This window comes from Rhodococcus sp. 14-2483-1-2 (assembly GCF_002259405.1).
Lineage (GTDB): Bacteria > Actinomycetota > Actinomycetes > Mycobacteriales > Mycobacteriaceae > Rhodococcoides.
Genome location: NZ_NPFW01000021.1, coordinates 174102 through 197339 on the forward strand (window position 1 = coordinate 174102; position 23238 = coordinate 197339).

General features: G+C 65.5%; 20 protein-coding genes. 14 read left to right on the forward strand and 6 right to left on the reverse strand.

What is annotated here, in order from left to right; genetic code table 11:
* Nucleotides 1-9: 9 nt before the first annotated feature.
* Together pcaG and pcaH are read right to left on the reverse strand one after the other, a co-directional pair.
* A complete protein-coding gene (gene pcaG, locus CH295_RS19295; RefSeq protein WP_094741676.1) occupies nt 10-648 on the reverse strand; it encodes a protocatechuate 3,4-dioxygenase subunit alpha in 639 nt (212 codons plus the stop codon).
* Entirely contained in the window at nt 641-1357 is a 717-nt protein-coding gene (gene pcaH, locus CH295_RS19300) for a protocatechuate 3,4-dioxygenase subunit beta (protein ID WP_037193146.1), read from the reverse strand. The genes pcaG and pcaH overlap by 8 nt, the downstream gene beginning before the upstream one ends.
* A 108-nt stretch (nt 1358-1465) precedes the next feature.
* Between pcaH and CH295_RS19305 the strand changes: the two genes are divergently transcribed.
* Nucleotides 1466-2215 (forward strand): CoA transferase subunit A, encoded by a 750-nt coding sequence (locus CH295_RS19305; RefSeq protein ID WP_179274629.1) that lies wholly within the window; start codon nt 1466-1468, stop codon nt 2213-2215.
* Nucleotides 2212-2859 (forward strand): CoA transferase subunit B, encoded by a 648-nt coding sequence (locus CH295_RS19310; RefSeq protein ID WP_037193144.1) that lies wholly within the window; start codon nt 2212-2214, stop codon nt 2857-2859. The genes CH295_RS19305 and CH295_RS19310 overlap by 4 nt, the downstream gene beginning before the upstream one ends.
* Here the strand turns inward: CH295_RS19310 and fdhD are convergent.
* Complete coding sequence (gene fdhD, locus CH295_RS19315; RefSeq protein WP_094741677.1) at nt 2836-3681, reverse strand: formate dehydrogenase accessory sulfurtransferase FdhD; 846 nt, start codon at nt 3679-3681, stop codon at nt 2836-2838. The genes CH295_RS19310 and fdhD overlap by 24 nt on opposite strands.
* 34 nt (nt 3682-3715) lie before the next feature.
* Nucleotides 3716-5923 carry a 4-alpha-glucanotransferase gene (gene malQ, locus CH295_RS19320; protein ID WP_170945997.1) on the reverse strand — a complete coding sequence of 736 codons (2208 nt, stop codon included), beginning with the start codon at nt 5921-5923 and terminating at the stop codon, nt 3716-3718.
* Between the two features lie 149 nt (nt 5924-6072).
* Here malQ and CH295_RS19325 point away from each other — a divergent pair, with 149 nt between their 5' ends.
* The 12 genes from CH295_RS19325 to proB all read left to right on the forward strand — a co-directional run bounded on the left by CH295_RS19325 (nt 6073) and on the right by proB (nt 21897).
* Nucleotides 6073-6504, forward strand: a complete 432-nt coding sequence (locus CH295_RS19325; protein WP_037193139.1) for an ATP-binding protein — start codon at nt 6073-6075, stop codon at nt 6502-6504.
* Entirely contained in the window at nt 6504-7289 is a 786-nt protein-coding gene (locus CH295_RS19330; protein ID WP_037193137.1) for a SigB/SigF/SigG family RNA polymerase sigma factor, read from the forward strand. The genes CH295_RS19325 and CH295_RS19330 overlap by 1 nt, the downstream gene beginning before the upstream one ends.
* Nucleotides 7290-7349: 60 nt before the next feature.
* On the forward strand, nt 7350-9341 hold the full coding sequence (locus CH295_RS19335; RefSeq protein WP_037193135.1) for a S9 family peptidase: 1992 nt from the start codon (nt 7350-7352) through the stop codon (nt 9339-9341).
* Nucleotides 9342-9350: 9 nt separating this feature from the next.
* Complete coding sequence (locus tag CH295_RS19340; protein ID WP_094741678.1) at nt 9351-12026, forward strand: valine--tRNA ligase; 2676 nt, start codon at nt 9351-9353, stop codon at nt 12024-12026.
* Nucleotides 12027-13457 (forward strand): bifunctional tetrahydrofolate synthase/dihydrofolate synthase, encoded by a 1431-nt coding sequence (gene folC, locus CH295_RS19345; RefSeq protein WP_094635560.1) that lies wholly within the window; start codon nt 12027-12029, stop codon nt 13455-13457. It abuts the gene before it with no gap.
* Entirely contained in the window at nt 13454-13843 is a 390-nt protein-coding gene (locus CH295_RS19350; protein WP_037193130.1) for a DUF4233 domain-containing protein, read from the forward strand. Before folC ends, CH295_RS19350 begins: the two co-directional genes overlap by 4 nt.
* A gap of 68 nt (nt 13844-13911) precedes the next feature.
* Nucleotides 13912-14325: a nucleoside-diphosphate kinase gene (gene ndk / locus CH295_RS19355; protein ID WP_032394582.1), complete on the forward strand. Its 414-nt coding sequence runs from the start codon at nt 13912-13914 to the stop codon at nt 14323-14325.
* 503 nt (nt 14326-14828) lie between these two features.
* Nucleotides 14829-18260: a translation initiation factor IF-2 N-terminal domain-containing protein gene (locus tag CH295_RS19360; protein ID WP_094741836.1), complete on the forward strand. Its 3432-nt coding sequence runs from the start codon at nt 14829-14831 to the stop codon at nt 18258-18260.
* A gap of 234 nt (nt 18261-18494) precedes the next feature.
* Entirely contained in the window at nt 18495-18806 is a 312-nt protein-coding gene (gene rplU / locus CH295_RS19365) for a 50S ribosomal protein L21 (RefSeq protein ID WP_032394581.1), read from the forward strand.
* 59 nt (nt 18807-18865) lie between these two features.
* Nucleotides 18866-19129: a 50S ribosomal protein L27 gene (rpmA, locus tag CH295_RS19370; protein WP_032379202.1), complete on the forward strand. Its 264-nt coding sequence runs from the start codon at nt 18866-18868 to the stop codon at nt 19127-19129.
* Between the two features lie 174 nt (nt 19130-19303).
* On the forward strand, nt 19304-20755 hold the full coding sequence (gene obgE, locus CH295_RS19375; protein WP_037193128.1) for a GTPase ObgE: 1452 nt from the start codon (nt 19304-19306) through the stop codon (nt 20753-20755).
* 2 nt (nt 20756-20757) lie between these two features.
* The gene (proB, locus tag CH295_RS19380; RefSeq protein WP_170945984.1) at nt 20758-21897 is read left to right on the forward strand and encodes a glutamate 5-kinase; all 1140 of its coding nucleotides are present in this window, start codon (nt 20758-20760) and stop codon (nt 21895-21897) included.
* Here proB and CH295_RS19385 read toward each other — a convergent pair.
* Nucleotides 21870-22736, reverse strand: coding sequence for a Sir2 family NAD-dependent protein deacetylase (locus CH295_RS19385; protein ID WP_037193597.1), 867 nt, complete (start codon nt 22734-22736; stop codon nt 21870-21872). The two genes, proB and CH295_RS19385, sit on opposite strands and share 28 nt — an antisense overlap.
* A 103-nt stretch (nt 22737-22839) precedes the next feature.
* Nucleotides 22840-23238 carry an ectoine synthase gene (locus CH295_RS19390; RefSeq protein WP_032379201.1) on the reverse strand — a complete coding sequence of 133 codons (399 nt, stop codon included), beginning with the start codon at nt 23236-23238 and terminating at the stop codon, nt 22840-22842.

The window sequence follows — 23238 nt, forward strand, 5'->3', positions numbered from 1 at the left end:
AATCGTGTGTCACAGCGCGAAGAACGGAGTCTCGTCGCCGTCCGGATCGGTGTTCTGCAGCACGATGTCGAGGTGATATCCGCCGTGCACCGGTGCTGCGACGAGTCTGGCACGCTTGTGCTCCGGCATGGCGGACAACACCGGATCGACCGCATTGACCTCGGTTTCGTCGGGAAAATACACTCGTGTCACGGCTCGATCGAGCATTCCACGGGCAAAGATTGCAACGTCGATGTGCGGTGCTTCGACGGCACCGTTCTCGGCGGGCAGAGCCCCCGGCTTGATCGTCGTGATCGCCATCGTTCCGGTCTCGTCGGCGAACGCTCGCCCGAAGCCGCGAAAGCCTGTGGTGCGCGACGGCACCGCGCCGCGCGGATCGTCGGGGTGATCGAACCGGCCGTCGCCGTCGGCCTGCCAGGTCTCGATCATGGCGTCGGACATGGGGTTTCGGGCTCCGTCGACCACGGTGAACGACACGGTGATCTCGCCGTCGGTGCCCTGCGGGACCACGCTCTCACCGTCGGGCCACAGCAATCCGATATGAACGTACGGGCCCACTGTCTGGGACGGGGTCTGGCCGAACGGTGCGGTACCGAAGTCGGCACCTGCGTTCACCGGGTAGCGCGGGGCGAACTCGGGATCAGTCATCGTGGTCGTCCTCCTCGAAGGGGGTTGCGTTTCGGCCGCGCAGCACGATGTCGAATCGGAATCCCAGGGCCCAATTTTCCTGTGTCGCTTCGTAATCGAACGTGCTGATCATTCGAGCACGCGAGTCCTCGGGCACGGCGTTGAAAATCGGATCCTGGAAGAACATGGGGTCGTCCGGGAAGTACATCTGGGTCACCAGTCGTTGGGTGAACGCCTGGCCGAACAAGGAGAAGTGAATGTGAGCGGGTCGCCACGCGTTGTGGTGGTTGCCCCAGGGGTACGCGCCCGGCTTGATCGTGGTGAATCGATACCTGCCCTCGGCATCGGTGAGTACACGACCGTTGCCGTTGAAGTGCGGATCGAGCGGTGCAGGCCACCGGTCACCGGTGTGACGGTATCGGCCGCCTGCATTGGCCTGCCATACCTCGACGAGAGTGTTCGGAATCGCCTTGCCGTCGCTGTCGAGCACGCGGCCGTGCACGATGATCCGCTGCCCCTGTGCCTCACCGTTGTTCGCCAGGGTGAGGTCCGAGTCGGCGGCGGTGACGCGTCCCTCGCCCAGCACCGGTCCGGTGATCTCGGTGAGTCGCTGGGGGAGCAGGGTCAGCGGTTGAGCGGGATGCCGAAGGGCGGTGGTCCGATACTCGGGGAAGTCGAGCGGGGCATGGACCCCCGATTGATCCCGATACTCGGGCGGGAGATGAAGCATCGAAGGTTCCTCACGATTGTGGTGATCTACGCAACAGCCAGAATAGCGAAATGTTCGCATTGTGGCAACCTGTTCATATTCCGCACAATATGCGGTAACGTGCGTCTCATGTTGGACAAAGTCGTGGCCAGCGCCACCGAAGCCGTAGCGGACATTCCCGACGGATCGTCGATTGCCGTCGGCGGATTCGGATTGGTCGGAGTGCCGGAGATCCTCATCGACGCCGTACTCGCCCAGGGCGCGACCGATCTGGAAACCATCAGCAACAACTGTGGAACGGATGGATTCGGCTTGGGAGTGCTGTTGGCACACCACCGCATTCGCCGGACCATCAGTTCGTACGTCGGCTCGAACAAGGAGTTCGCGCGGCAGTATCTCTCCGGCGAACTCGAAGTCGAATTGACCCCGCAGGGCACCCTCTCCGAACGACTGCGAGCAGGCGGTGCCGGCATACCGGCGTTCTTCACGCCCGCAGGGGTCGGAACTCAGGTCGCAGACGGCGGATTGCCGCTGCGGTACGACGGCAGCGGCGGGATCGCACTGGCCAGTCCGCCCAAGGAAACCCGTGAATTCGACGGTGTCACCTACGTGATGGAACGCGGAATCGTCGCCGACTACGCGCTCGTGCACGCCTGGAAGGGCGACCGTCACGGCAACCTGGTGTTCCACGCCAGTGCCCGAAACTTCAATCCGCCTGCCGCCGCGTCGGGGCGCATCACCGTCGCGCAGGTCGAGCATCTCGTCGAGCCGGGCGAGATCGGACCCGACGAGGTGCACACCCCGGGTATTCACGTGCAGCGGGTGGTCCATGTCGGACCGGTCGAGGTCGGCATCGAGCAGAGGACGGTACGAGCATGAGCGAGAAGATGACCCGCGAACAGATGGCGGCTCGGGTGGCGCAGGAACTCAGCGACGGTCAGTACGTCAATCTCGGCATCGGCATGCCGACTCTCGTGCCCAACTACATCCCCACCGACGTCTCGGTGATCCTGCATTCGGAGAACGGAGTGCTCGGCGTCGGACCGTATCCCACCGAGGACGAACTCGACGCCGAGATCATCAACGCGGGCAAGGAGACCATCACGGTCCTTCCCGGTGCGTCCTACTTCGATTCCGCACAGTCGTTCGGAATGATCCGTGGCGGTCAGGTCGACGTCGCGGTACTGGGGGCGATGCAGGTCAGCGCCACCGGTGATCTGGCGAACTGGATGATCCCCGGGCACATGGTCAAGGGGATGGGTGGCGCGATGGATCTGGTGCACGGAGCGCGACGCGTCATCGTGATGATGGAGCACGTCTCTCGCAAGGGTGAGCCGAAGATCGTCGAGCGCTGCACCCTGCCGCTCACCGGGAAGGGCTGCGTGCACAGGATCATTTCCGACATGGCCGTTCTCGACGTCACCGCGAACGGGCTGCGTCTCGTCGAGACCGCGCCCGGTGTGTCCGTGGACGAGGTCAGGAACGCGACCGCTGCCGAACTACTGGTCGACGCTGCCCTCTGAGACGAGAACGCGGTCGGCGTGTGAGTAGATGTTCATCGACCGACCGCGGAGGAAGCCGACGACCGTCAGGCCGGATTCGGTCGCGAGGTCGACCGCGAGCGAGGACGGGGCCGAGACCGCCGCGAGAATCGGTATTCCGGACATCACCGCCTTCTGAGCCAATTCGAACGAGGCGCGGCCGCTGACCATCAGTACCGTGCCCTGCAGCGGAATCCGATCGTTGGTCACCGCCCAGCCGACGACCTTGTCGACGGCGTTGTGGCGTCCGACATCCTCACGCAGAACAAGCATCTCGCCGTCTGCGGTGAACAGGGCTGCGGCATGCAGACCGCCGGTGGTGTCGAAGACCTTCTGCGCAGCGCGCAGCGTGTCGGGTAGCCCGGACAGAGTTGCCGACGTCACGACGACGGAATCGGCCACGGGGGAGTGTTGGGTGCGCAAACGAATTGCGTCCAACGACCCCTTGCCGCACACCCCGCACGAGGACGTCGTGTAGAAGTTCCGTTCGACGCCGGTCTCCGGCGGAGCGACTCCCTCGGCCAGGGTGACATCGAGGACGTTGTAGGTGTTCGCGCCCTCGTCGTCGACTCCGTCGCAGTAACGAGCCGCTGCGATGTCGGCTCCCGAGGTGATCACACCTTCGGTCAGCAGGAAGCCGTGAACGAGCTCGACGTCGTGTCCGGGAGTGCGCATGGTGACGGCCAGCGCTGCGCCGTTCACCCGCAACTCGAGGGGCTCCTCCACCACGAGGGTGTCGGGGCGTTCGACGCGGTGCTCACCTCGGAGTCGGACGACGGGCCTGCGGGTGGTGATGCGGCCCATCAGTATCGGCTCGATTCGCGGTGACTTCGGTGACTCATTCTTCGATTGTGGACCCCGGCGTTCTCGGGCCGTCGACTCGGTGGGCCATTGCGCTCACCAACGAGACCATGCGGGGGTGATCGACGAGATCGTCGACGAGCACTCGCTTGCCTTTCGCGTCGGCCAACGGGATCTTCCAGTTCTCGTACTGGGTTTCGTCGGTACCGGGCTGGTTCTGAATGCGGTGTTCTCCGACGGCGTCGACGAGAGCGACACCGATCAGCAGGGATGGACTGCGCTGGACGAGGCGATGCAGAGCTTCCACCGTGTCGTGGTTGTCGGCGTCGGCGCCGAGCAATCCGCGCTCGCGCGCCATGTCGAGAACTGCCTCACGTTTGCGCGCGTCGACCTCCTTCTCGGAATCGATATCGCGCTCGAGCAGGCCGAGACGTGATCGCAGGTCGATGTGTTCGCCGTCGAGATAACCGGCCGTGGGCGGCAGATCGTGCGTGGTCACCGACGTCAGACACAGAGTGCGGTAGTTCTCCGGCGGGATCGGCCCCGATTCGTCGGCCTCGAACCACAGGATCGAGGTGCCGAAGATGCCGCGTTCGGTGAGGTACTCCTGCACCATCGGCTCGAAGACACCGAGGTCCTCACCGACCACCACTGCGCCTGCGCGCTCGGCCTCCAGAGCCAGGATGCCGATCAGAGCCTCGTGGTCGTACTCGACATACGTTCCGCCGCCGGCATTCTCGGCCTCCTGTGGAATCCACCACAGGCGGAACAGGCCCAGGATGTGGTCGACGCGGATGCCGCCGGCATGACGAAGGATGGTGCGCAGCATGTCGCGGTAGGGGACGTACGCGAGTTCGCGGAGCCGGTCCGGATCCCACGGGGGTTGGTTCCAATTCTGGCCCTGCTGGTTGAAGTTGTCCGGCGGCGCGCCCACCGTGACTCCCGACGCCAACACGTCACCCAGAGCCCAGGCATCGGCTCCACCGCGCGCAACGCCCACGGCGAGGTCGTGCATGATGCCGATGTCCATCCCCGCATCGAGTGCCGAGCGTTGCGCGGCTGCCAACTGCTCGTCGCAGATCCACTGCAGCCACATGTGGAAGTCGATGCGCTCGGCGAGCTTGGTGCGCTGCTCGAGCACGAAGTCGGTCCGCGGGTGTGCTGCCTTGTCGGTCCAGGCCGAATTCTCGGGTCCGAACTTCTCCGCCAGGGCGCTCCACACCGCGAAATCGCGCAGTCCGGAACCCTCGCGTTCGACGAAAGCGCGGAATGCGGATTCGCGCGCCGGGCTCCGTTCCACCTTGTGAACACGTTCCAGGGCACGCAGTTTCGCCGTGAAAGTCGAGTCTCTGTTCAGCTTTCCGGTTCGCTTGTTGGCCTTGTCGAACCGCTTCGCCGCTTTCTGGACCTTGCCGAACTGTTCCGGTGACAGCAGCGCGGTTTCACGAATGTTCTCCACTCGGATGTAGAGCGAGTTGAAGAACCGGCGGGTGGTCGGCAGATAGGGCGACGCCTCGACCGGTGTGGTGGGTCGGTCGGCGTGCAGCGGATTGACGAGGAGGTAGTCGAACCCGTGCTCGCGGCCGGCGATGTCGGCCATGTCCTCGAGATCGGCGAGATCGCCGATTCCCCACGATCGTCTCGACCTCACCGAGTACAACTGGGTGAGCAAACCCGTCCGCTGCCGGTCTGCCAGTTCTGCATTGGGGGACAACGACTTCGGAGTGACCACCACGACCGCGTCCGATGTTCGGACCGTGTTGTCCTCGCTGATGGTCGTCGCGGTCAGGCTGTGCCAACCGAGCGGTGCATTACCCGGAACGACGAACGTGGCGCGACCCATGAGGCGGCCGTCGACCTCCCGGGGATCGACCCAGACGTCGGCCTGGGCCACCTCGATGGTCTCACCCTCCTCGGAGACCATCGAGACCTCGACCGGATTGCCGTGTGGCACATGCACCCACACCACGGCATCGGTGCCCTGCGTGGCCACCACCACGGGCGGAAGCAAGCGCCGCCACGGCGCGTTCTCGATGTCGGCAAGAGCGCGGTCGACGTCCTCGGTGGATTCGGTTGCGTAGCCGCGTGCGGCGAGCACCTGACGCAGGGTGTCGTCGCTCACTTCGTGTTCGGTGTCGTCCCAGCCTCGGTACGAGGTCGATGTGCCGAGGCGTCGGGCGAGAGAGCGAAGTGCCTGCGAGTAGTCCACATCGATGATCGTGCCAGTTCGCTGCGCCCGCGTCATGCCGGCCGGGACGTTGTTCACCTGCCATCGGTGCGAATCGAACGATCGGCGGGCCCGGTTGCTCGACTGCCAGGATTGAAACGCCGTGCGCTGGGTAGTCTGAGTCGGCGAACGGTAAGAACACTGCTCGGCGACGATGGGAAGTGCGGATGGCTGGGGTCAGCAAGATCGAAGAACTGGAGCGAGGTTCCGGTGCACCGGTCGAGCTGAGGGTGCGTGCCGAGGCCGACCAACTTCCGGTGGTTCGCGCGGTCGCCGAGACTCTCGCAGTGCTCAGCGACTTCACGCTAGACGACATCGCCGATGTGAAGCTGGTGGTGGACGAGGTGTGTTCGCAGCTGATCAAGGGCTCGGTCACCGATGCGGAGCTCTCCTGCACGTTCGCTGTGAGCGACTCCGGAATCCGGATCGTCGTCACATCCACGTTGACACCCACGTCCGTGCCGAAGAAGGACAGCTTCGGCTGGCACGTGTTGCAGACGTTGACCGACACCATCGAACTGCGCGCCGACGACGCGGTCGAGGGCCAGGCGGGTCGCGCGGTCGCGATCGACGTGGTCAAGCGGAGGAGCAAGGTCTAGTGCCTGTGCCGCACGAACGAAGCACACGGCGAGAGTCCGACGATTACAGCGACGTTGTCGCACTGATCCAGCAGATGCAGGCGCTCGACGAGAACTCTCCGCAGCGCCGAGTACTGCGCGATCGCATCATCACGCGCTGCCTCCCTCTCGCAGAACACATCGCGCGCCGCTTCGGCGGTCGCGGCGAGGCACACGAGGATCTCCTGCAGGTCTCACGTCTCGGTCTGGTGAACGCAGTCGACCGGTTCGACATCGAACGTGGATCGGATTTCGTGTCGTTCGCCGTACCCACGATCATGGGCGAGGCTCGCCGCTACTTCCGCGACGCCGGATGGTCGGTCCGGGTGCCGCGGCGCATGAAGGAACTGAACTCGATGATCTCCCAGGCGGTGGGGTCGTTGTCGCAGAAGCTCGGTCGAGCTCCGACCGCCAGCGAGATCGCCGCCGAACTCGGGATCGACGTCAAGGAAGCCTCGCAGGCATTGCTCGCGCGCAGCGCGTACCAGACCGTCTCGGTCGACTCGGTGGTCAGCGAGGATCGGTTGCCGCTGATGGACACCCTCGGTGCCGACGATCCCGAACTCGAGAAGATGGAGAGCTACCTCGCGGTGCGCCCCGCACTCGAGAAGCTGCCCGAGCGAGAGCGTCGAATCGTCGTCCTCAGATTCTTCGGGTCGATGACCCAGACGCAGATTGCCGAGAAGGTGGGGATTTCGCAGATGCATGTCTCGCGAATTCTGGCTCGCACCCTCGCTCAGTTGCGTGAGGACCTCGGCGAGGACTGAGGGCAGGAGTGGAGCCGCGGAACGACTCGATCGGTCGACCGGTGAAGCTAGGCTCGCTGGATGAGCATGTACGACGACGTCGACGAGTACATCGGAGCCCGTCGAGTCACGGGCCTGGCGGCATCGCACGATTTCTCGCGGGCGGTGATCGCGATTGCTGCACTGGACGATTCGCGGACCGAGTACCGAACGTCGTTGTGGGAGATCGATGTCGACGGTGGTTCGCCTGCCCGACGCCTCACCCACGGCGAGTGGGGTGAGAGCGCTCCGGTGTTCACCTCGGCGGGCGATCTGTTGTTCTCTCGCCGGTCCAGCAAGGACGATCCGGCCCGGCTGTGGATTCTGCCTGCGTCGGGCGGCGAGGCGCGAGTGCTCGAGACTCGGTCGGCCGGTCTGAGCGAGGTCCGAACCGCCCGATCCGGACTCGGGCTCGTCGGGTTCTCGCCGGTGTTCGGATCGTCGAGCACCGATGAGGACGACGACGCCCTGCGCACCGAGCGCAAGGCGAACAAGGTGGATGCAATTCTGCACACCGGGGTTCCGGTGCGTTTCTGGGATCACGACCTGGGCCCGGCGACCCCACACTTGTTCTCGGGATCGGCGGAGGGTTCCACCGGACTGCGCGATCTCACCCCCGGTGCGGCCGGGGCACTCCACGAAGCGGCATTCGATGTCGTTGCCGACGGTTCTTTCGTCGTGTCCACCTGGGCCGTCCCCGGCGCTCTGGCGACCGTGCGGACCGTGCTGGTGCGCATCGACACCGCGACGGGGGAGCGCACCACGATCGTCGACGACGTCGATGCCGACCTGGGCGCGCCTGCGATCTCGCCCGACGGCGCGTCCGTGGTGTTCGTGCGTGAATCGCTCTCCACTCCCGAGGACGCGCCGCGAATGACGCTGCAGCGCTACGATTTCGAGTCCTCCTCGGTCGTCGACGTCGCGCCCGGCTGGGATCGGTGGCCGATCGACCCGGTGTGGCTGCCGGACGGGTCGGGGGTACTGGTCACCGCGGACGACGACGGCCGGTCCCCGATATTCGTCGTCCGTGACGGCGCGGAGCCGCGTCGGCTGACGAACACCGACGATGCGTACACCCACGTGCACGTGTCCCCGGACGGAACCAGGGTGCTGGCACTCGCCGCGTCCTATCTGGCCGCTCCGCATCCGGTCTCGATCGACCTGTCCGACGGCACCGTCGTCGACCTCGACACCTCCATCGACCGCTGTCCGTTGCCGGGAACTCTCACCGAGATCGACACCGTCGTCGACGACGGTGCCCGGGTGCGCGGCTGGCTGGCACTGCCCGAGGGTGCCTCGGACGCGGCGCCCGCACCACTGCTGCTGTGGGTGCACGGTGGTCCGCTCGGTTCGTGGAACACCTGGTCGTGGCGGTGGAATCCGTGGCTGATGGTGGCCCGCGGATACGCCGTGCTGCTGCCGGATCCGGCCCTGTCCACCGGGTACGGCCAGGAGTTCGTGCAGCGCGGCTGGGGAGCGTGGGGCAAGGCCCCGTTCACCGATCTGATGGCGTTGACCGATGTCGCGGCCGGGCTACCCGAGATCGACGACACCCGCACCGCGGCGATGGGCGGATCCTTCGGCGGCTACATGGCCAACTGGATCGCCGGACACACCGACCGGTTCGACGCCATCGTCACCCATGCGAGCCTGTGGGCGCTCGATCAATTCGGGCCGACCACCGATGCGCCGTACTACTGGGCCCGCGAGATGTCTCCGGAGATGGCGGTGGAGAACTCCCCGCACCTGTTCGTCGCGGACATCGCGACGCCGATGCTGGTCATCCACGGCGACAAGGACTATCGCGTGCCTATCGGCGAGGGCCTGCGGCTGTGGTACGAACTGCTCAGCGAATCCGGTCTGCCCGCCGACGACGAGGGCAACACCGAGCATCGTTTCCTCTATTTCCCGGCCGAGAACCACTGGATTCTGAGCCCCCAGCACGCCAAGGTCTGGTACGAGGTGGTGCTGGCATTCCTGGCGGAGCACGTGCTGGGCGAGAGGGTGTCGATGCCCCGAATCCTCGGCCACTAGAATCGACCGGTGACCAGTTCAGCGCCAGAGCACTCAGAGAACCCCGCCGATTCGATCGACCTGCCCAAGAGCTGGGATCCCAGTGCGGTCGAGGCGGAGCTGTACCGGTCCTGGGTCGACGCCGGGTACTTCGAAGCCGACGCCACCAGCGGCAAGCCGCCCTACTCCATAGTGCTGCCCCCGCCCAACGTCACGGGCAGCCTGCACATGGGTCACGCTCTCGACCACACGTTGATGGACGCGCTGAGTCGTCGCAAGCGGATGCTCGGGTACGAGGTGCTGTGGCTGCCGGGTATGGACCACGCGGGAATCGCCACGCAGACCGTGGTGGAGAAGCAGCTCGCCGCCGACGGAAAGACCAAGGAAGAGTTCGGCCGCGAGCTGTTCATCGACAAGGTCTGGGACTGGAAGCGTGAATCGGGCGGAACCATCGGTGGGCAGATGCGGCGCATCGGCGACGGTGTCGACTGGAGCCGAGAGCGTTTCACCATGGACGACGGCCTGTCCGAGGCCGTGCAGACCATGTTCAAGCGGATGTTCGACGACGGTTTGATCTACCGCGCCGAGCGACTGGTCAACTGGTCGCCGGTGCTGCAGACCGCCATCTCCGACATCGAGGTCAAGTTCGAGGACGTCGAGGGCGAACTCGTGTCGCTGCGATACGGCTCGCTCGACGACTCCGAACCACATGTCATCGTCGCGACAACCCGCGTCGAAACGATGCTCGGCGACACCGCAGTTGCGGTCCACCCCGACGACGAGCGGTACAAGGCCCTCGTCGGCACCACCCTCGAGCACCCGTTCACCGGACGCCGGATCCCGATCATCGCCGACGACTACGTCGACCCCGAATTCGGCACCGGCGCAGTGAAGATCACGCCGGCTCACGACCCCAACGACTTCGAGATGGGCGTGCGGCACTCGTTGCCGATGCCCTCGATCATGGACAAGGCAGGCCGGATCGCCGAGACCGGAACGCAATTCGACGGTATGGACCGCTTCGAGGCGCGTGTGAAGGTTCGTGAGGCACTGGCCGAGCAGGGCCGCGTCGTCGCCGAGAAGCGCCCCTACCTGCACAGCGTCGGCCACTCCGAGCGCAGCGGTGAGCCGATCGAGCCGCGCCTGTCGCTGCAGTGGTGGGTCAAGGTCGACACCCTGGCGAAGGCGGCCGGTGACGCAGTCCGGAACGGCGACACCGTCATTCATCCCAAGAGTCAGGAACCGCGCTGGTTCGCCTGGGTCGACAACATGCACGACTGGTGCATCTCGCGTCAGCTGTGGTGGGGTCATCGGATTCCGATCTGGTACGGACCCGACGGCGAGACCGTCTGCCTCGGACCGGGGGAGAGCGCACCGGAGGGCTGGGAGCAGGATCCCGACGTCCTCGACACCTGGTTCTCGTCCGGGCTGTGGCCCTTCTCGACGATGGGGTGGCCCGACGCCACGGCCGATCTCGAGAAGTTCTATCCCACCGGCGTTCTCGTCACCGGATACGACATCCTGTTCTTCTGGGTCGCCCGCATGATGATGTTCGGCACCTACGTCGGAGCGGACGACGCGATCACCGCAGGTAAGCAGGGGCCGCAGGTTCCGTTCCGAGATGTGTTTCTGCACGGCCTGATTCGTGACCAGTTCGGCAAGAAGATGTCGAAGTCGCGCGGCAACGGAATCGATCCTCTGGACTGGGTCGATCGTTTCGGTGCCGACGCGTTGCGCTTCACGCTCGCTCGCGGTGCGAACCCGGGTGCCGACATGTCCGTCGGCGAAGACCATGCGCAGTCGTCGCGCAACTTCGCCAACAAGTTGTTCAACGCCACCAAGTTCGCTTTGATGAACGGCGCGGCACCGGCAGATCTGCCTGCCCGTGCCGAGCTGACCGACGCCGACCGATGGATCCTCGATCGACTCGAAGAGGTTCGGGCAGAGGTGGATTCGGCGTTCGATCGCTACGAGTTCAGTAAGGCCTGCGAGGCGCTGTATCACTTCGCCTGGGACGAGGTCTGCGACTGGTACCTCGAGATCGCCAAGGTGCAATTCGCCGACGAGACCATCGCCGCCACCACGCGCGGGGTTCTCGGTAACGTCCTCGACGCTCTGCTTCGGCTGCTGCATCCGGTGATCCCGTTCGTCACCGAGACGCTGTGGAAGGTGCTCACCGGCGGCGAGTCGCTGGTGATCGCGGCGTGGCCGAGTCCGGCCGTCGAGTCTCTCGATCCCGTTGCGGCACAACGCATCGAGGATATGCAGCGACTCATCACCGAGATTCGCCGATTCCGCAGCGATCAAGGACTCAAGCCGTCCCAGAAGGTGGCGGCCCGCATCGTCGGAGTGTCCGAATCCGATCTGGACGGGCAGATTTCGGCAGTCACCGCACTGGCTCGACTGACCGAGCCCGCCGAGGACTTCGCCGCGACGGCGTCGGTCGAGGTGCGCCTGAGCAAGGCCACCGTGGTCGTCGAACTCGACACCTCGGGCACCGTCGACCTCGTCGCCGAGCGGGCCCGGCTGGTCAAGGATCTCGCCGCTGCGGAGAAGGAACTCGCGCAGACCACCGGCAAGCTCGGCAACGAAGCGTTTCTCGCGAAGGCACCGGATGCGGTGGTGGACAAGATCAGAACACGCCAGACGATCGCGGGCGAAGAGATCGCACGCATCTCGGCGCGGCTCGAATCGATGGGAAGCTAAGTGACCGAACCCGACGCCGCCCTGCCCCTACCTCCGCCGAGTCCGGTCGATCTGGCCGAGCTCGCTCTCGTGGAGGCCGAGCTCGACAAGCGTTGGCCCGAAACGAAGATCGAACCGTCGACTGCTCGAATCTCGGCGCTGATGGATCTGCTCGGCTCCCCGCAGAAGGCGTACCCGTCGATTCACGTCGCCGGCACGAACGGCAAGACCTCGGTGACCCGCATGATCGATGCGCTCCTCACCGCATTCCATCGGCGTACGGGCCGCACCACCAGTCCGCACCTGCAGATGGCGACCGAGCGGATCAGCATCGACGGGCGGCCCATCTCGCCCCGGCTCTACGTCGACACCTACAACGAGATCGCACCGTTCGTGGACATGATCGACGCGCAGTCCGAGGCTGCGGGTGGACCTCGCATGAGCAAGTTCGAGGTGGTCACGGCCATGGCGTTCGCGGCGTTCGCCGAGGCTCCGGTCGAGGTAGCCGTCATCGAGGTCGGGCTCGGTGGGCGTTGGGACGCCACCAACGTCGTCGACGGTGAGGTTGCCGTCATCACCCCGATCGGCCTCGATCACGTCGAGTTCCTCGGCGACGATCTCGCGGGGATCGCGGGGGAGAAGGCTGGGATCATCAAGAAGGCACCGGAATCGCTCGTGCCGCGTGACACGGTCGCGATTCTGGCGAAGCAGCAACCCGAGGTCTCCGAGGTCCTGCTGCGGGCAGCAGTGCAGGCGGACGCCGCGGTGGCGCGGGCCGGATCGGAATTCACCGTGCTCGGCAGGCAGATCGCCGTGGGTGGCCAACAACTGGAACTGCAGGGGCTCGGTGGGGTGTACACCGACGTCTTCCTTCCGTTGCACGGCGAGCATCAGGCGCACAATGCGTCCCTTGCACTCGCTGCGGTCGAGGCGTTCTTCGGTGCCGGGCCGGATCGCCAGCTCGATCAGGACACCGTGCGCGCTGCGTTCGCCACGATCGTCAACCCCGGTCGACTCGAGCGAGTACGCAACGCCCCGACAGTGTTCCTCGATGCCGCGCACAACCCGCACGGGGCAGCAGCGCTTGCAGCCGCCCTCACCGACGAATTCGACTTCCGCAAACTCGTCGGCGTCGTCAGCGTCATGGCGGACAAGGACGTCGGAGCGATTCTCGAGGCACTGGAACCGGTGTTCGACGACATCGTCGTCACCCACAACGGGTCGGCGCGGGCGATGGACGTGGACGCGTTGGCCGACATCGCAGTGGCCAAGTTCGGCGACGAACGGGTCGTGGTTGCGTCGACCTTGCCCGATGCCCTGGAGACTGCCATCGGCTTGGCCGAGGAAGTCGCCGAGCCGGGCGAGGCCGTGTCCGGTGCCGGAGTCGTGGTGACCGGATCCGTGGTGACCGTCGGTGCAGCTCGCACTCTGTTCGGAAAGGACCCCGCGTGAGCGAGACAGAGTTCAGACCACCCACGAACGATCCGTGGAAGGGCTTCCGCGGTGTCGCGGCGGGCACTCTCGTGCTCGAAGCCATCGTGACGCTGCTCGCGCTGCCGGTAGTGGCCACCCTGGGTGGCGGTGCGACCTGGTTCTCGACGACGTACATCGTGGCGTTGGCCGTGGTGATGATCCTGGCTGCAGGAAAGCAGGGGGAGCCATGGGCGATGAAGCTCAACCTCGTTCTCCAGGTGTTCGTTCTGGCCGGGGCCGTGTTCCACCTTTCCATCGGAGCCGTCGGCCTGATCTTCATCGCGGTCTGGCTGTATCTGCTGTACCTGCGCCGTGACATCACCGAGCGCATCCGACGAGGAATGCTGCCGGGGCAGCGCGACTGACAGGGAAGCCCGTCGGTTTCGGCGATGCGCCGCGCGCCGCATCGCCGTGTTCCATTAGTGTCGTCGACGTGACCGACCGCACCCTTGTACTGATCAAGCCCGACGGAGTTGCCCGGCGTTACGTAGGAGAGATCCTCGGCCGCGTGGAGAAGAAGGGTCTGAGCATCGTCGCACTCGAGCTCAAGACCGTCTCCCGCGAATTGGCCTCGGCTCACTATGCGGAGCACGAGAGCAAGCCGTTCTTCCCCGAACTTCTCGAGTTCATCACGTCCGGACCGGTGGTGGCCGCGGTACTCGAAGGCCCCCGCGCCATCGCTGCGTTCCGCCAGATCGCAGGCGGCACCGATCCCGTGGCCAAGGCGGTTCCCGGCACCATCCGCGGTGACCTCGCGCTGGACGGTCAGCAGAACCTGGTACACGGATCGGATTCCGTGGAATCGGCCGAGCGCGAGATCGCACTCTGGTTCCCCGGTCTCGCCTGACCGTTCCACCCTCGACAGAAAAAGCAGCGTTCTCGTCGTCACGCCGCATCCGCTCGGAACCCGATCGGTGCGGCGTGGCGAGTACGCATCACAGCGTGTGGGATACTCGACAACAGATCGACTCCACGTCGCCAGTAGGTACAGGTTTCACGTTCCACCCGAAGCCCAGGCTTCACCGAAGTTCGCTAGACCGGTGTCGTGGATTCGATCGGATGACTGTCGTCTATCCGCTGCCCGTCATCGCAGATGCTCGAACGAGAGACAGGCTCGTTCGCGTTCTTGCTTGATGATCAGGCGCTCGGATCGCCGGTACACCACCATCCAGCCAGGCACTGCACACGCTGTCGTCGACCATCGAGAACTACGAAGTGGTCATCGGCTCGGGTGCGGAGCGAGACCGAACAGCTGACGTCCAACCCGACGTGAGTACACAAGGATTGCCCTCGCGTGGCCGCGTCACACCCGAAGTCGGATGGACGCGCCCGGGGGCCCGAGGAGACTACGTGGCCGATCAAAGCCCGCCCGAAGATGTACAGAACGCAAACGCAGATCGTACGGAGCCCTCCGGCGCGGTGTCGTCTGCGGAAACCGACACGGTGTCGTCGGTACAACCCGACACCATCGAGCTGCCGACCAGGCTGCGTGTTCACGCACTGGCCAAGATTCTGGGTGTCACCAGCAAACAGTTGCTGGTCACCCTCGGTGAGCTCGGCATCGAAGCGCGCAGTGCTCAGTCGAGCCTGAGCCGTGACGTTGCGGAGTCCGTTCGCGATTCGGTCAACGCCCCCGCAGTGCCGACGGTCGATTCGTCGATTGCCGAGCCGACTCCGGTGCCCGGTGCCGATGAGCCCGCAGGCGAGCTTCCGTGGTCCGAGCCGCAGCTGTTCACCAACGCGCCGGCTCCGGAGCAGCAGGCTGCCGAGCCCGAGGCAACGGCCGACCAGCCCACCGCGACGACGTTCGCCACCCCACTGTTTCTGCAGCCCGCCGCCGTGGATGCCCCGGCAACGGAATCGACGGAGTCACCGACCGAGCCCCCGGCTCGGCGTCGCCGCAGCCGCAAGGCCGCGCCCAAGGACGAGGTCGCGAACACCGAGAGCAGCGCTGACACCGACAGCAGCGAGTCCGCGGTGACGCCGGAGACCGGTGCGCCGGAGATCTCTGCCGTCTCGACCGACCGGTCCTCCTCTTCCGAGGCCGACGAGTCGGCCGCGGCCGAGAGCTCGACCGACGGTGACGGCGACGACGATCAATCTCAGCCTCGACGCCGTCGTCGTGGCCGCCGTGGCCGCGGCCGTGGTCGCGGCGAGCAGTCCTCGGACGAGAACTCGAACGACGACAACTCGAACGACGAGAACTCGAACGACGATTCCGGAGACGACTCCGACACCGAAGAGTCGACCGAGGCGGACTCGAACGGCAGCGCAGACTCGGACGAGTCCTCGTCAAGTGACGAGCAGCAGTCGAACTCGGGACGACGTTCGCGTCGATCACGCACTCGCAGCCGTACCTCGGACCGGCAGAACTCGGATTCGTCCGACTCCTCCGACGACAGCCGCACCGCAGACTCCTCGGCCGAGGACGACGACGAGTCCGATTCTGGTGCCCAGGACAACTACGACGACTCCGACAACGGTGGTTCGGACGGAGACGGATCCAGCCGCCGTCGCCGTCGCCGTCGTCGGCGCAAGACCGGAGCCGAGGCCGCTGCCGAGGGCGCGTCGTCCGAGGACGATCCGCCCAACACGGTCGTGCACGAGCGTGAGCCGCGCAACAAGAGTCGGGCACCCCGGGACGAGGTCCAGGGAATCACGGGCTCGACGCGTCTCGAGGCCAAGCGCCAGCGCCGCCGCGACGGGCGCGATGCCGGCCGTCGTCGGCCGCCGATCCTCACCGAGTCCGAGTTCCTGGCGCGCCGCGAATCCGTGGACCGCGTCATGGTCGTGCGCGAGAAAGCGACACCGGATCACCCGCTGACCACACAGGTTGCCGTGCTCGAAGACGGCGTGCTGGTCGAGCATTTCGTCACCAGCAGTGCCACCGCGTCGATGGTCGGCAACGTCTACCTGGGCCGCGTTCAGAACGTGCTGCCCAGCATGGAAGCAGCGTTCATCGACATCGGCCGTGGCCGTAACGGTGTGCTGTACGCAGGCGAGGTCAACTGGGACGCCGCCGGTCTCGGCGGAAGCGCGCGCAAGATCGAGCAGGCCCTCAAGCCGGGCGATCAGGTTCTCGTCCAGGTCAGCAAGGACCCGGTGGGACACAAGGGTGCTCGCCTGACGACGCAGCTGTCGCTCGCCGGTCGCTTCCTCGTCTACGTGCCCGGTGGAAGCTCGACCGGCATCAGCCGCAAGCTGCCCGATACCGAGCGCAAGCGGCTCAAGGAGATCCTCCGCGACATCGTGCCTCCCGAGGCAGGCGTCATCATCCGCACCGCAGCGGAGGGCGTCAGCGAAGAAGAGCTCGCACGTGACGTGACTCGCCTGCAGGCGCAGTGGGCCAGCATCGAAGAACGCTCGGCCAACGCCGAAACCGGCAAGGGCGTGCAACCACAGACGCTGTACGAAGAGCCCGACATGCTGGTCAAGGTCATCCGAGACCTGTTCAACGAGGACTTCTCCAAGCTCGTCATCGAGGGCGACAAGGCATGGACGACGACGTCCAACTACGTCGAGACCGTGGCCCCGGACATGATGGAGCGGCTGCACCGATACGAGGCCGACGGCAGTTCGGTCGACGTCTTCGCTGCGCATCGCATCGACGAGCAGCTGGCCAAGGCTCTCGATCGCAAGGTCTGGCTGCCCTCGGGCGGCACACTGGTGATCGATCGCACCGAGGCGATGACCGTCGTCGACGTCAACACCGGCAAGTTCACCGGTTCGGGCGGCAACCTCGAAGAGACGGTCACCCGCAACAACATCGAGGCGGCCGAGGAAGTCGTTCGCCAGATGCGTCTGCGAGACATCGGCGGCATGATCGTCGTCGACTTCATCGACATGGTGCTCGAGTCCAACCGCGATCTCGTACTGCGGCGCCTCACCGAGTCCCTCGGACGCGACCGGACTCGCCATCAGGTCTCCGAGGTGACCTCCCTCGGACTGGTGCAGATGACCCGCAAGAAGCTCGGTACGGGGCTCGTCGAGGCGTTCTCCACCACGTGCGAGCACTGCCAGGGTCGCGGCATCGTCGTGCACCCGTTCCCCATCGACGCCAAGCCGGACAACGACGGCGGTCGGTCGAACTCGTCGCGTGCGGAGTCCAGCAACTCGGGGACGAGCAGCAGGCGTCGACGTGGCAAGGACAACAAGGCCGACGGCAACGACCGGACGGACGGCAACGATCGGGCTTCCTCGAACGATCGGGCAGACGGACACGATCACCCCGTGGTCGATCCGTCGATCAAACGAGCGCATCCGGTGGCACTGGCCATGGCGGCGCATCACGACGACGTGGTGGCCGACGTCAGCCCCGCCGATGTCGAGACACAGGCACCGGCCGAAGCACCCGACGGCGACGCCGTGGTGACCGTGGTCTCCGCCGATGATGTACAGGTAGCGGCCGCAGCGGTGGCCGACGCGGAGACGAACGTCACGGCAGCCGACGAGGCCACCGAGACTCGGACCGATCAGCCCTCCGACGAGCCGTCGGTGCCGGTGGCACCGAAGGCTCGACGCGGACGGCGGGTGGCACGCAAGGCTGCCGCGCCCACCGGCACTGCGCCAGACGCGGGCATGGTCATCGTCGTACCTGCCACGGAGGATTCGGTGGACACCACGTCTTCCGACCAGCCCGGGGCTGCACCCGACGAGGCGTCGGCACCGCTCACGGCGGCGGCCGATCAGCCCGTGGAGCCGGTGGACGTGCCCGCAGCACGGCCTCGCAGACGGCGCGCAGCAGCTCGGCCTGCAGGTCCTCCGGTGGACATCGATGCCTAGCAGTTCAGGCAGTTTGACCCTGGCCGTCTCTCTGCCGTAACCTTGATAAGTCGCTCCCGGTGACACCGTTCTGCTGTGCCGTAGTGGTCCTGTAGGAAACAACGGTTCTCGAGCGGGTCGAGATGATCATCATCCCGGCCGGCCGATAGGGAGCAAGCAAACACGTTTTACCAGACCAGTCGTGTTGCCATGCGCAACGCGAGCAAGTTCGAAGAAGCAAGGGGTAGCCCTCCGATGGCAACGTACGCGATCGTCAAGACCGGCGGAAAGCAGTACAAGGTCGCTGTTGGTGACCTCGTCAAGGTCGAGAAGATCGAGGGAGCGCCCGGCACTGCTGTCTCGCTTGCTCCGGTCCTCGTCGTAGACGGATCCGACCTGACCACAGATGCAGACAAGCTGGCGAAGATCTCGGTCGCCGGTGAGATCGTCGAGCACACCAAGGGCCCGAAGATCCGCATCCACAAGTTCAAGAACAAGACCGGATACCACAAGCGTCAGGGACACAGGCAGAAGCTCACTGTCCTCAAGGTCACCGGCATCAAGTAACCAGGTCTTTCCAGACCCGCGTTCTTCCAAGCTGATTCACCCCGAGGAGGGTATGCAACATGGCACATAAGAAGGGTGCATCAAGCTCCCGTAACGGTCGCGACTCGAACGCTCAGCGCCTCGGCGTCAAGCGCTTCGGCGGCCAGACCGTAGGCGCAGGCGAGATCCTGGTTCGTCAGCGCGGCACGCACTTCCACCCCGGCGTCAACGTCGGCCGTGGCGGCGACGACACCTTGTTCGCACTGGCCCCGGGCGCAGTCGAATTCGGTGCCAAGCGCGGTCGCAAGACCGTGAACATCGTTCCGGTCGCTGTAGAGGCCTAGTCCTTCTGCAGCGCTCGCGCTCACGATGGCCGACGCGATCGGGCAACTGCTCGAGTCGACCATCCAGGGCGTACGTTCACAGCTCCCGATAGGGGCGGACCAGGGTCATGAGACCGGTCCGCCCCTATCGTGTTTTTTCCCCGCTTTTTCTTTCAGAAAGGATCGAAGACAGCTATGTCACGATTCATCGACCGCGTGGTGCTGCACGTCAGCGCCGGCAAAGGTGGCAACGGCTGCTCTTCGGTTCACCGCGAAAAGTTCAAGCCTCTCGGTGGCCCGGACGGTGGTAACGGAGGACAGGGCGGCGGAGTCGTCTTCGTCGTCGACAGCAACGTCCACACCTTGCTCGACTTCCACTTCTCCAGCCATGCCAAGGCAGGCAACGGAACTCAGGGCATGGGTGGCAACCGTGAGGGTGCCAACGGCGAGGACCTGATTCTCAAGGTCCCCGACGGCACCGTCGTCCTGGACAAGAAGGGCAACGTGCTCGCCGACATGATCGGCGAGGGAACACGTTTCGATGCCGCTCCGGGCGGCCGCGGTGGCCTCGGCAACGCTGCTCTCGCATCGAAGGCTCGGCGGGCACCGGGGTTCGCGCTACTCGGCGAAGAGGGTATCGAGCGCGAGCTCGTCCTCGAACTCAAGTCCGTCGCCGATGTGGGCCTCGTCGGTTTTCCGTCGGCCGGTAAGTCGTCGCTGGTCTCGGTGCTGTCCGCAGCGAAGCCGAAGATCGCCGATTACCCCTTCACCACACTGGTGCCCAACCTCGGAGTGGTCTCCAGCGGAGACACCACCTTCACCGTCGCCGACGTTCCCGGGTTGATCCCCGGAGCGAGCCAGGGCCGAGGTCTCGGTCTCGACTTCCTGCGTCACCTCGAACGCTGTGCCGTTCTCGCACACGTCGTCGACTGCGCCACACTGGATCCCGGCCGCGATCCGATCTCCGACGTCGACGCCCTCGAAGCCGAGTTGGCCGCGTACAAGCCGGCTCTGTCCGGGGATGCCAGCCTCGGCGATCTGGCCGATCGGCCCCGCATCGTGGTGTTGAACAAGGCCGACATTCCGGAGGGTGCCGAGCTCGCAGAGATGGTCACCGCCGAGTTCGAGTCCCGTGGCTGGCCCGTGTACACCATCTCGGCGGTGACGCGTGCCGGTCTCAAGCCGCTGACGTTCGCGTTGGCGAAGCTCGTCGAGGAGTACCGCACTGCGCATCCGGCTCCCGAGCCGCGGCGTCAGGTGCTGCGCCCGGTCGCTCGGAACGACGACAGCTTCAAGGTCGTCAAGGATCCGGACATCCCGGACGGCTTCATCGTTCGCGGAACCCGACCGGAGCGGTGGGTGCGCCAGACGCAGTTCACCAACGACGAGGCCGTCGGCTACCTCGCCGACCGTCTCGCGCGGCTCGGAGTCGAGGATGCGCTGATCAAGGCCGGCGCTCAGCCCGGTGCTTCGGTCACCATCGGCGACGTGTCGTTCGACTGGGAACCGCAGACTCCGGCCGGTGTCGAGATCACGATGACAGGCCGTGGTACCGATGCCCGTCTCGATCAGGTCGAGCGCATCGGCGCATCCGAACGCAAGCATGCCCGCCAGGTACGTCGCGGGCTCGATACCGAACAGGAGTAGACGTGGTGGCGGTGCGTGAATCCGATTCGCTCGCAGAGGCTCTCACCGATACCCGTCGCACGATCGCCGACGCCAAGCGCATCGTGGTCAAGATCGGTTCCTCGGCGCTCACCAGCCTCGACACCGGTCTGGATCTGGGTCGACTCGATCTGCTCGCCGACGCCATCGAATCGCGGATGCGTAGCGGCACCGACGTGGTGGTCGTGTCCTCCGGTGCGATCGGCGCAGGGATGGCACCGCTGGGCCTGACCAAGCGTCCACGAGACCTGGCGACCAAACAGGCCGCAGCGAGCGTGGGTCAGCTCGCTCTCGTTCATGCGTGGAGCTCGTCGTTCCACCGGTACGGGCGCACGGTCGGACAGGTTCTGCTGACAGCCGAGGACATCGCGCGGCGAACCAACCATCGCAATGCTCAGCGCACCCTCGACCGGCTGCGATCGCTCGGTGCCGTGGCCATCGTCAACGAGAACGACACGGTCGCCACCGCGGAGATCCGGTTCGGCGACAACGATCGCCTGGCTGCTCTGGTTGCCCACCTCGTCGGTGCGGATGCACTGTTCCTGCTCTCGGACGTGGACGGGTTGTACGACGGTGATCCCCGCAAGGGGAAGGCGACACTGATCCCGGAGGTGACCAGCCCCGAGGATCTCGACGGCGTCGTCGCCGGTTCGGGAGGAGCACTCGGCACCGGCGGAATGGCGTCCAAGCTGTCCGCTGCGCGTCTCGCGGCGGACGCGGGTGTTCCCGTCCTGCTGGCCGCGGCATCCGATGCTGCTCATGCGCTGACGACGTCCGCGGTGGGTACCGCTTTCGCGGCCCGGCCGACGCGGTTGTCGGCGCGCAAGTTCTGGGTCCGTCATGCCGCCGATGCTGCGGGAGAACTGCACCTCGACGCGGGGGCCGTACGTGCGGTGGTGGAGCGGCGACGATCGTTGTTGTCCGCCGGCATCACCTCGGTGACGGGATCCTTCCACGGCGGCGACGTGGTCTCGTTGGTCGACCACGTCGGCGTGCTGGTGGCTCGCGGAGTCGTCGCGTACGACTCGGGCGAGCTGGCCGGGATGCTCGGGCGGTCGACAGGGGAGTTGGCCGCGGAGCTACAGCGCCCGGTGGTTCACGCCGACGATCTGGTTCCGGCCTGATCGACGTCGTCGGCCAACGCGGTCGCCACCTCCGAGCAGCCGGCATGCACCGTGAGAGAAGCGAATTCGTCGCCGCGGGTGGTACCGCGGTTGACGATGACGATGGGCTTCGAAGTCTTGGACGCGTGCCTGACGAAACGCAAGCCCGACATCACGGTCAGCGAGGATCCGAGTACCAGCAGCGCGTCGCTTCGGTCGACGAGATCGTATGCCTCGGCCACGCGCGGTTTGGGCACGCTCTCACCGAAGTAGACGATATCGGGTTTCAGTATCCCCGAACATGATTCGCAGTCGACCATTCGAAAGTGCTCGGTCGAGGAAATGATCGCGTCGGCATCGGGGGCGATCTCGACGCCGTCCGCAGGCGCAACCGACTCGAGGAAGCCGGGGTTGGCACGATCGAGTCGCCGATCCAGCTCGAAACGCGAGATCAGTCGCTCGCAGCTCAGGCAGCGAACTCGGGCATAGACGCCATGCAGGTCGATGACGTGTCGGCTGCCTGCCTTGGTGTGCAGCATGTCGACGTTCTGGGTGATTATGCCGGTGACGACGCCCGCCCGTTCGAGTCGGGCGAGTGCTCGGTGGCCCTCGTTGGGCACCGCCGCGTCCATGTGTCGCCACCCGACGTGGTTGCGTGCCCAGTAGTGCCGACGGAATTCGGCGTCACCGATGAACTGTTGGAACGTCATCGGGTTGCGCGGCGGTGACTGCGGACCGCGGTAATCGGGAATCCCGGAGTCGGTGGACATGCCTGCGCCGCTGACGACGGTGACGGTCCTGCCGTCGAGCAGGGAAGTCAGTTGCTCGTACAGGGCCGCGGACACAGGGGATGCATTCACTTCGTCCAGGGTAGCGACCCGTCGCCGGATGAGCACCGTACCGACGTCGACGGCCCGCACGGACGTGGAATGCGTCGGTGCGGGCCGTGAGGACGTGCTGGAGTTACGCGGGTACCTCGACGAGGGGGTACACGCCGTTCTCGTCGTGCGTCTCGTTACCTACGACGGGAGGATTGAACACGCAGAGCATGCGCATCTGAGTACGCGGCTCGACGGTGTGCCGCTCGTGCCCGTTGAGCAGGTACATCGATCCCGCACCGAGCTCGTAGGTCTCGCCGGTCTCACGGTCGGTGAGCGTTCCCTCGCCTTCGATCAGCCAGACGGCCTCGACGTGGTTGGCGTAGTGGAAGTTGTTCACCGTGCCCGCTTGGATCGTGGTCTCGTGGAACGAGAATCCGACCTTGTCGCCGCCGAGAATGATTCTCTTGCTGCGCCAGTTGCCGTCTTCGCTCGAGATGTCGCGGTCGGTGCCGGTGATCTCCTGCGTGGTACGAACGATCAT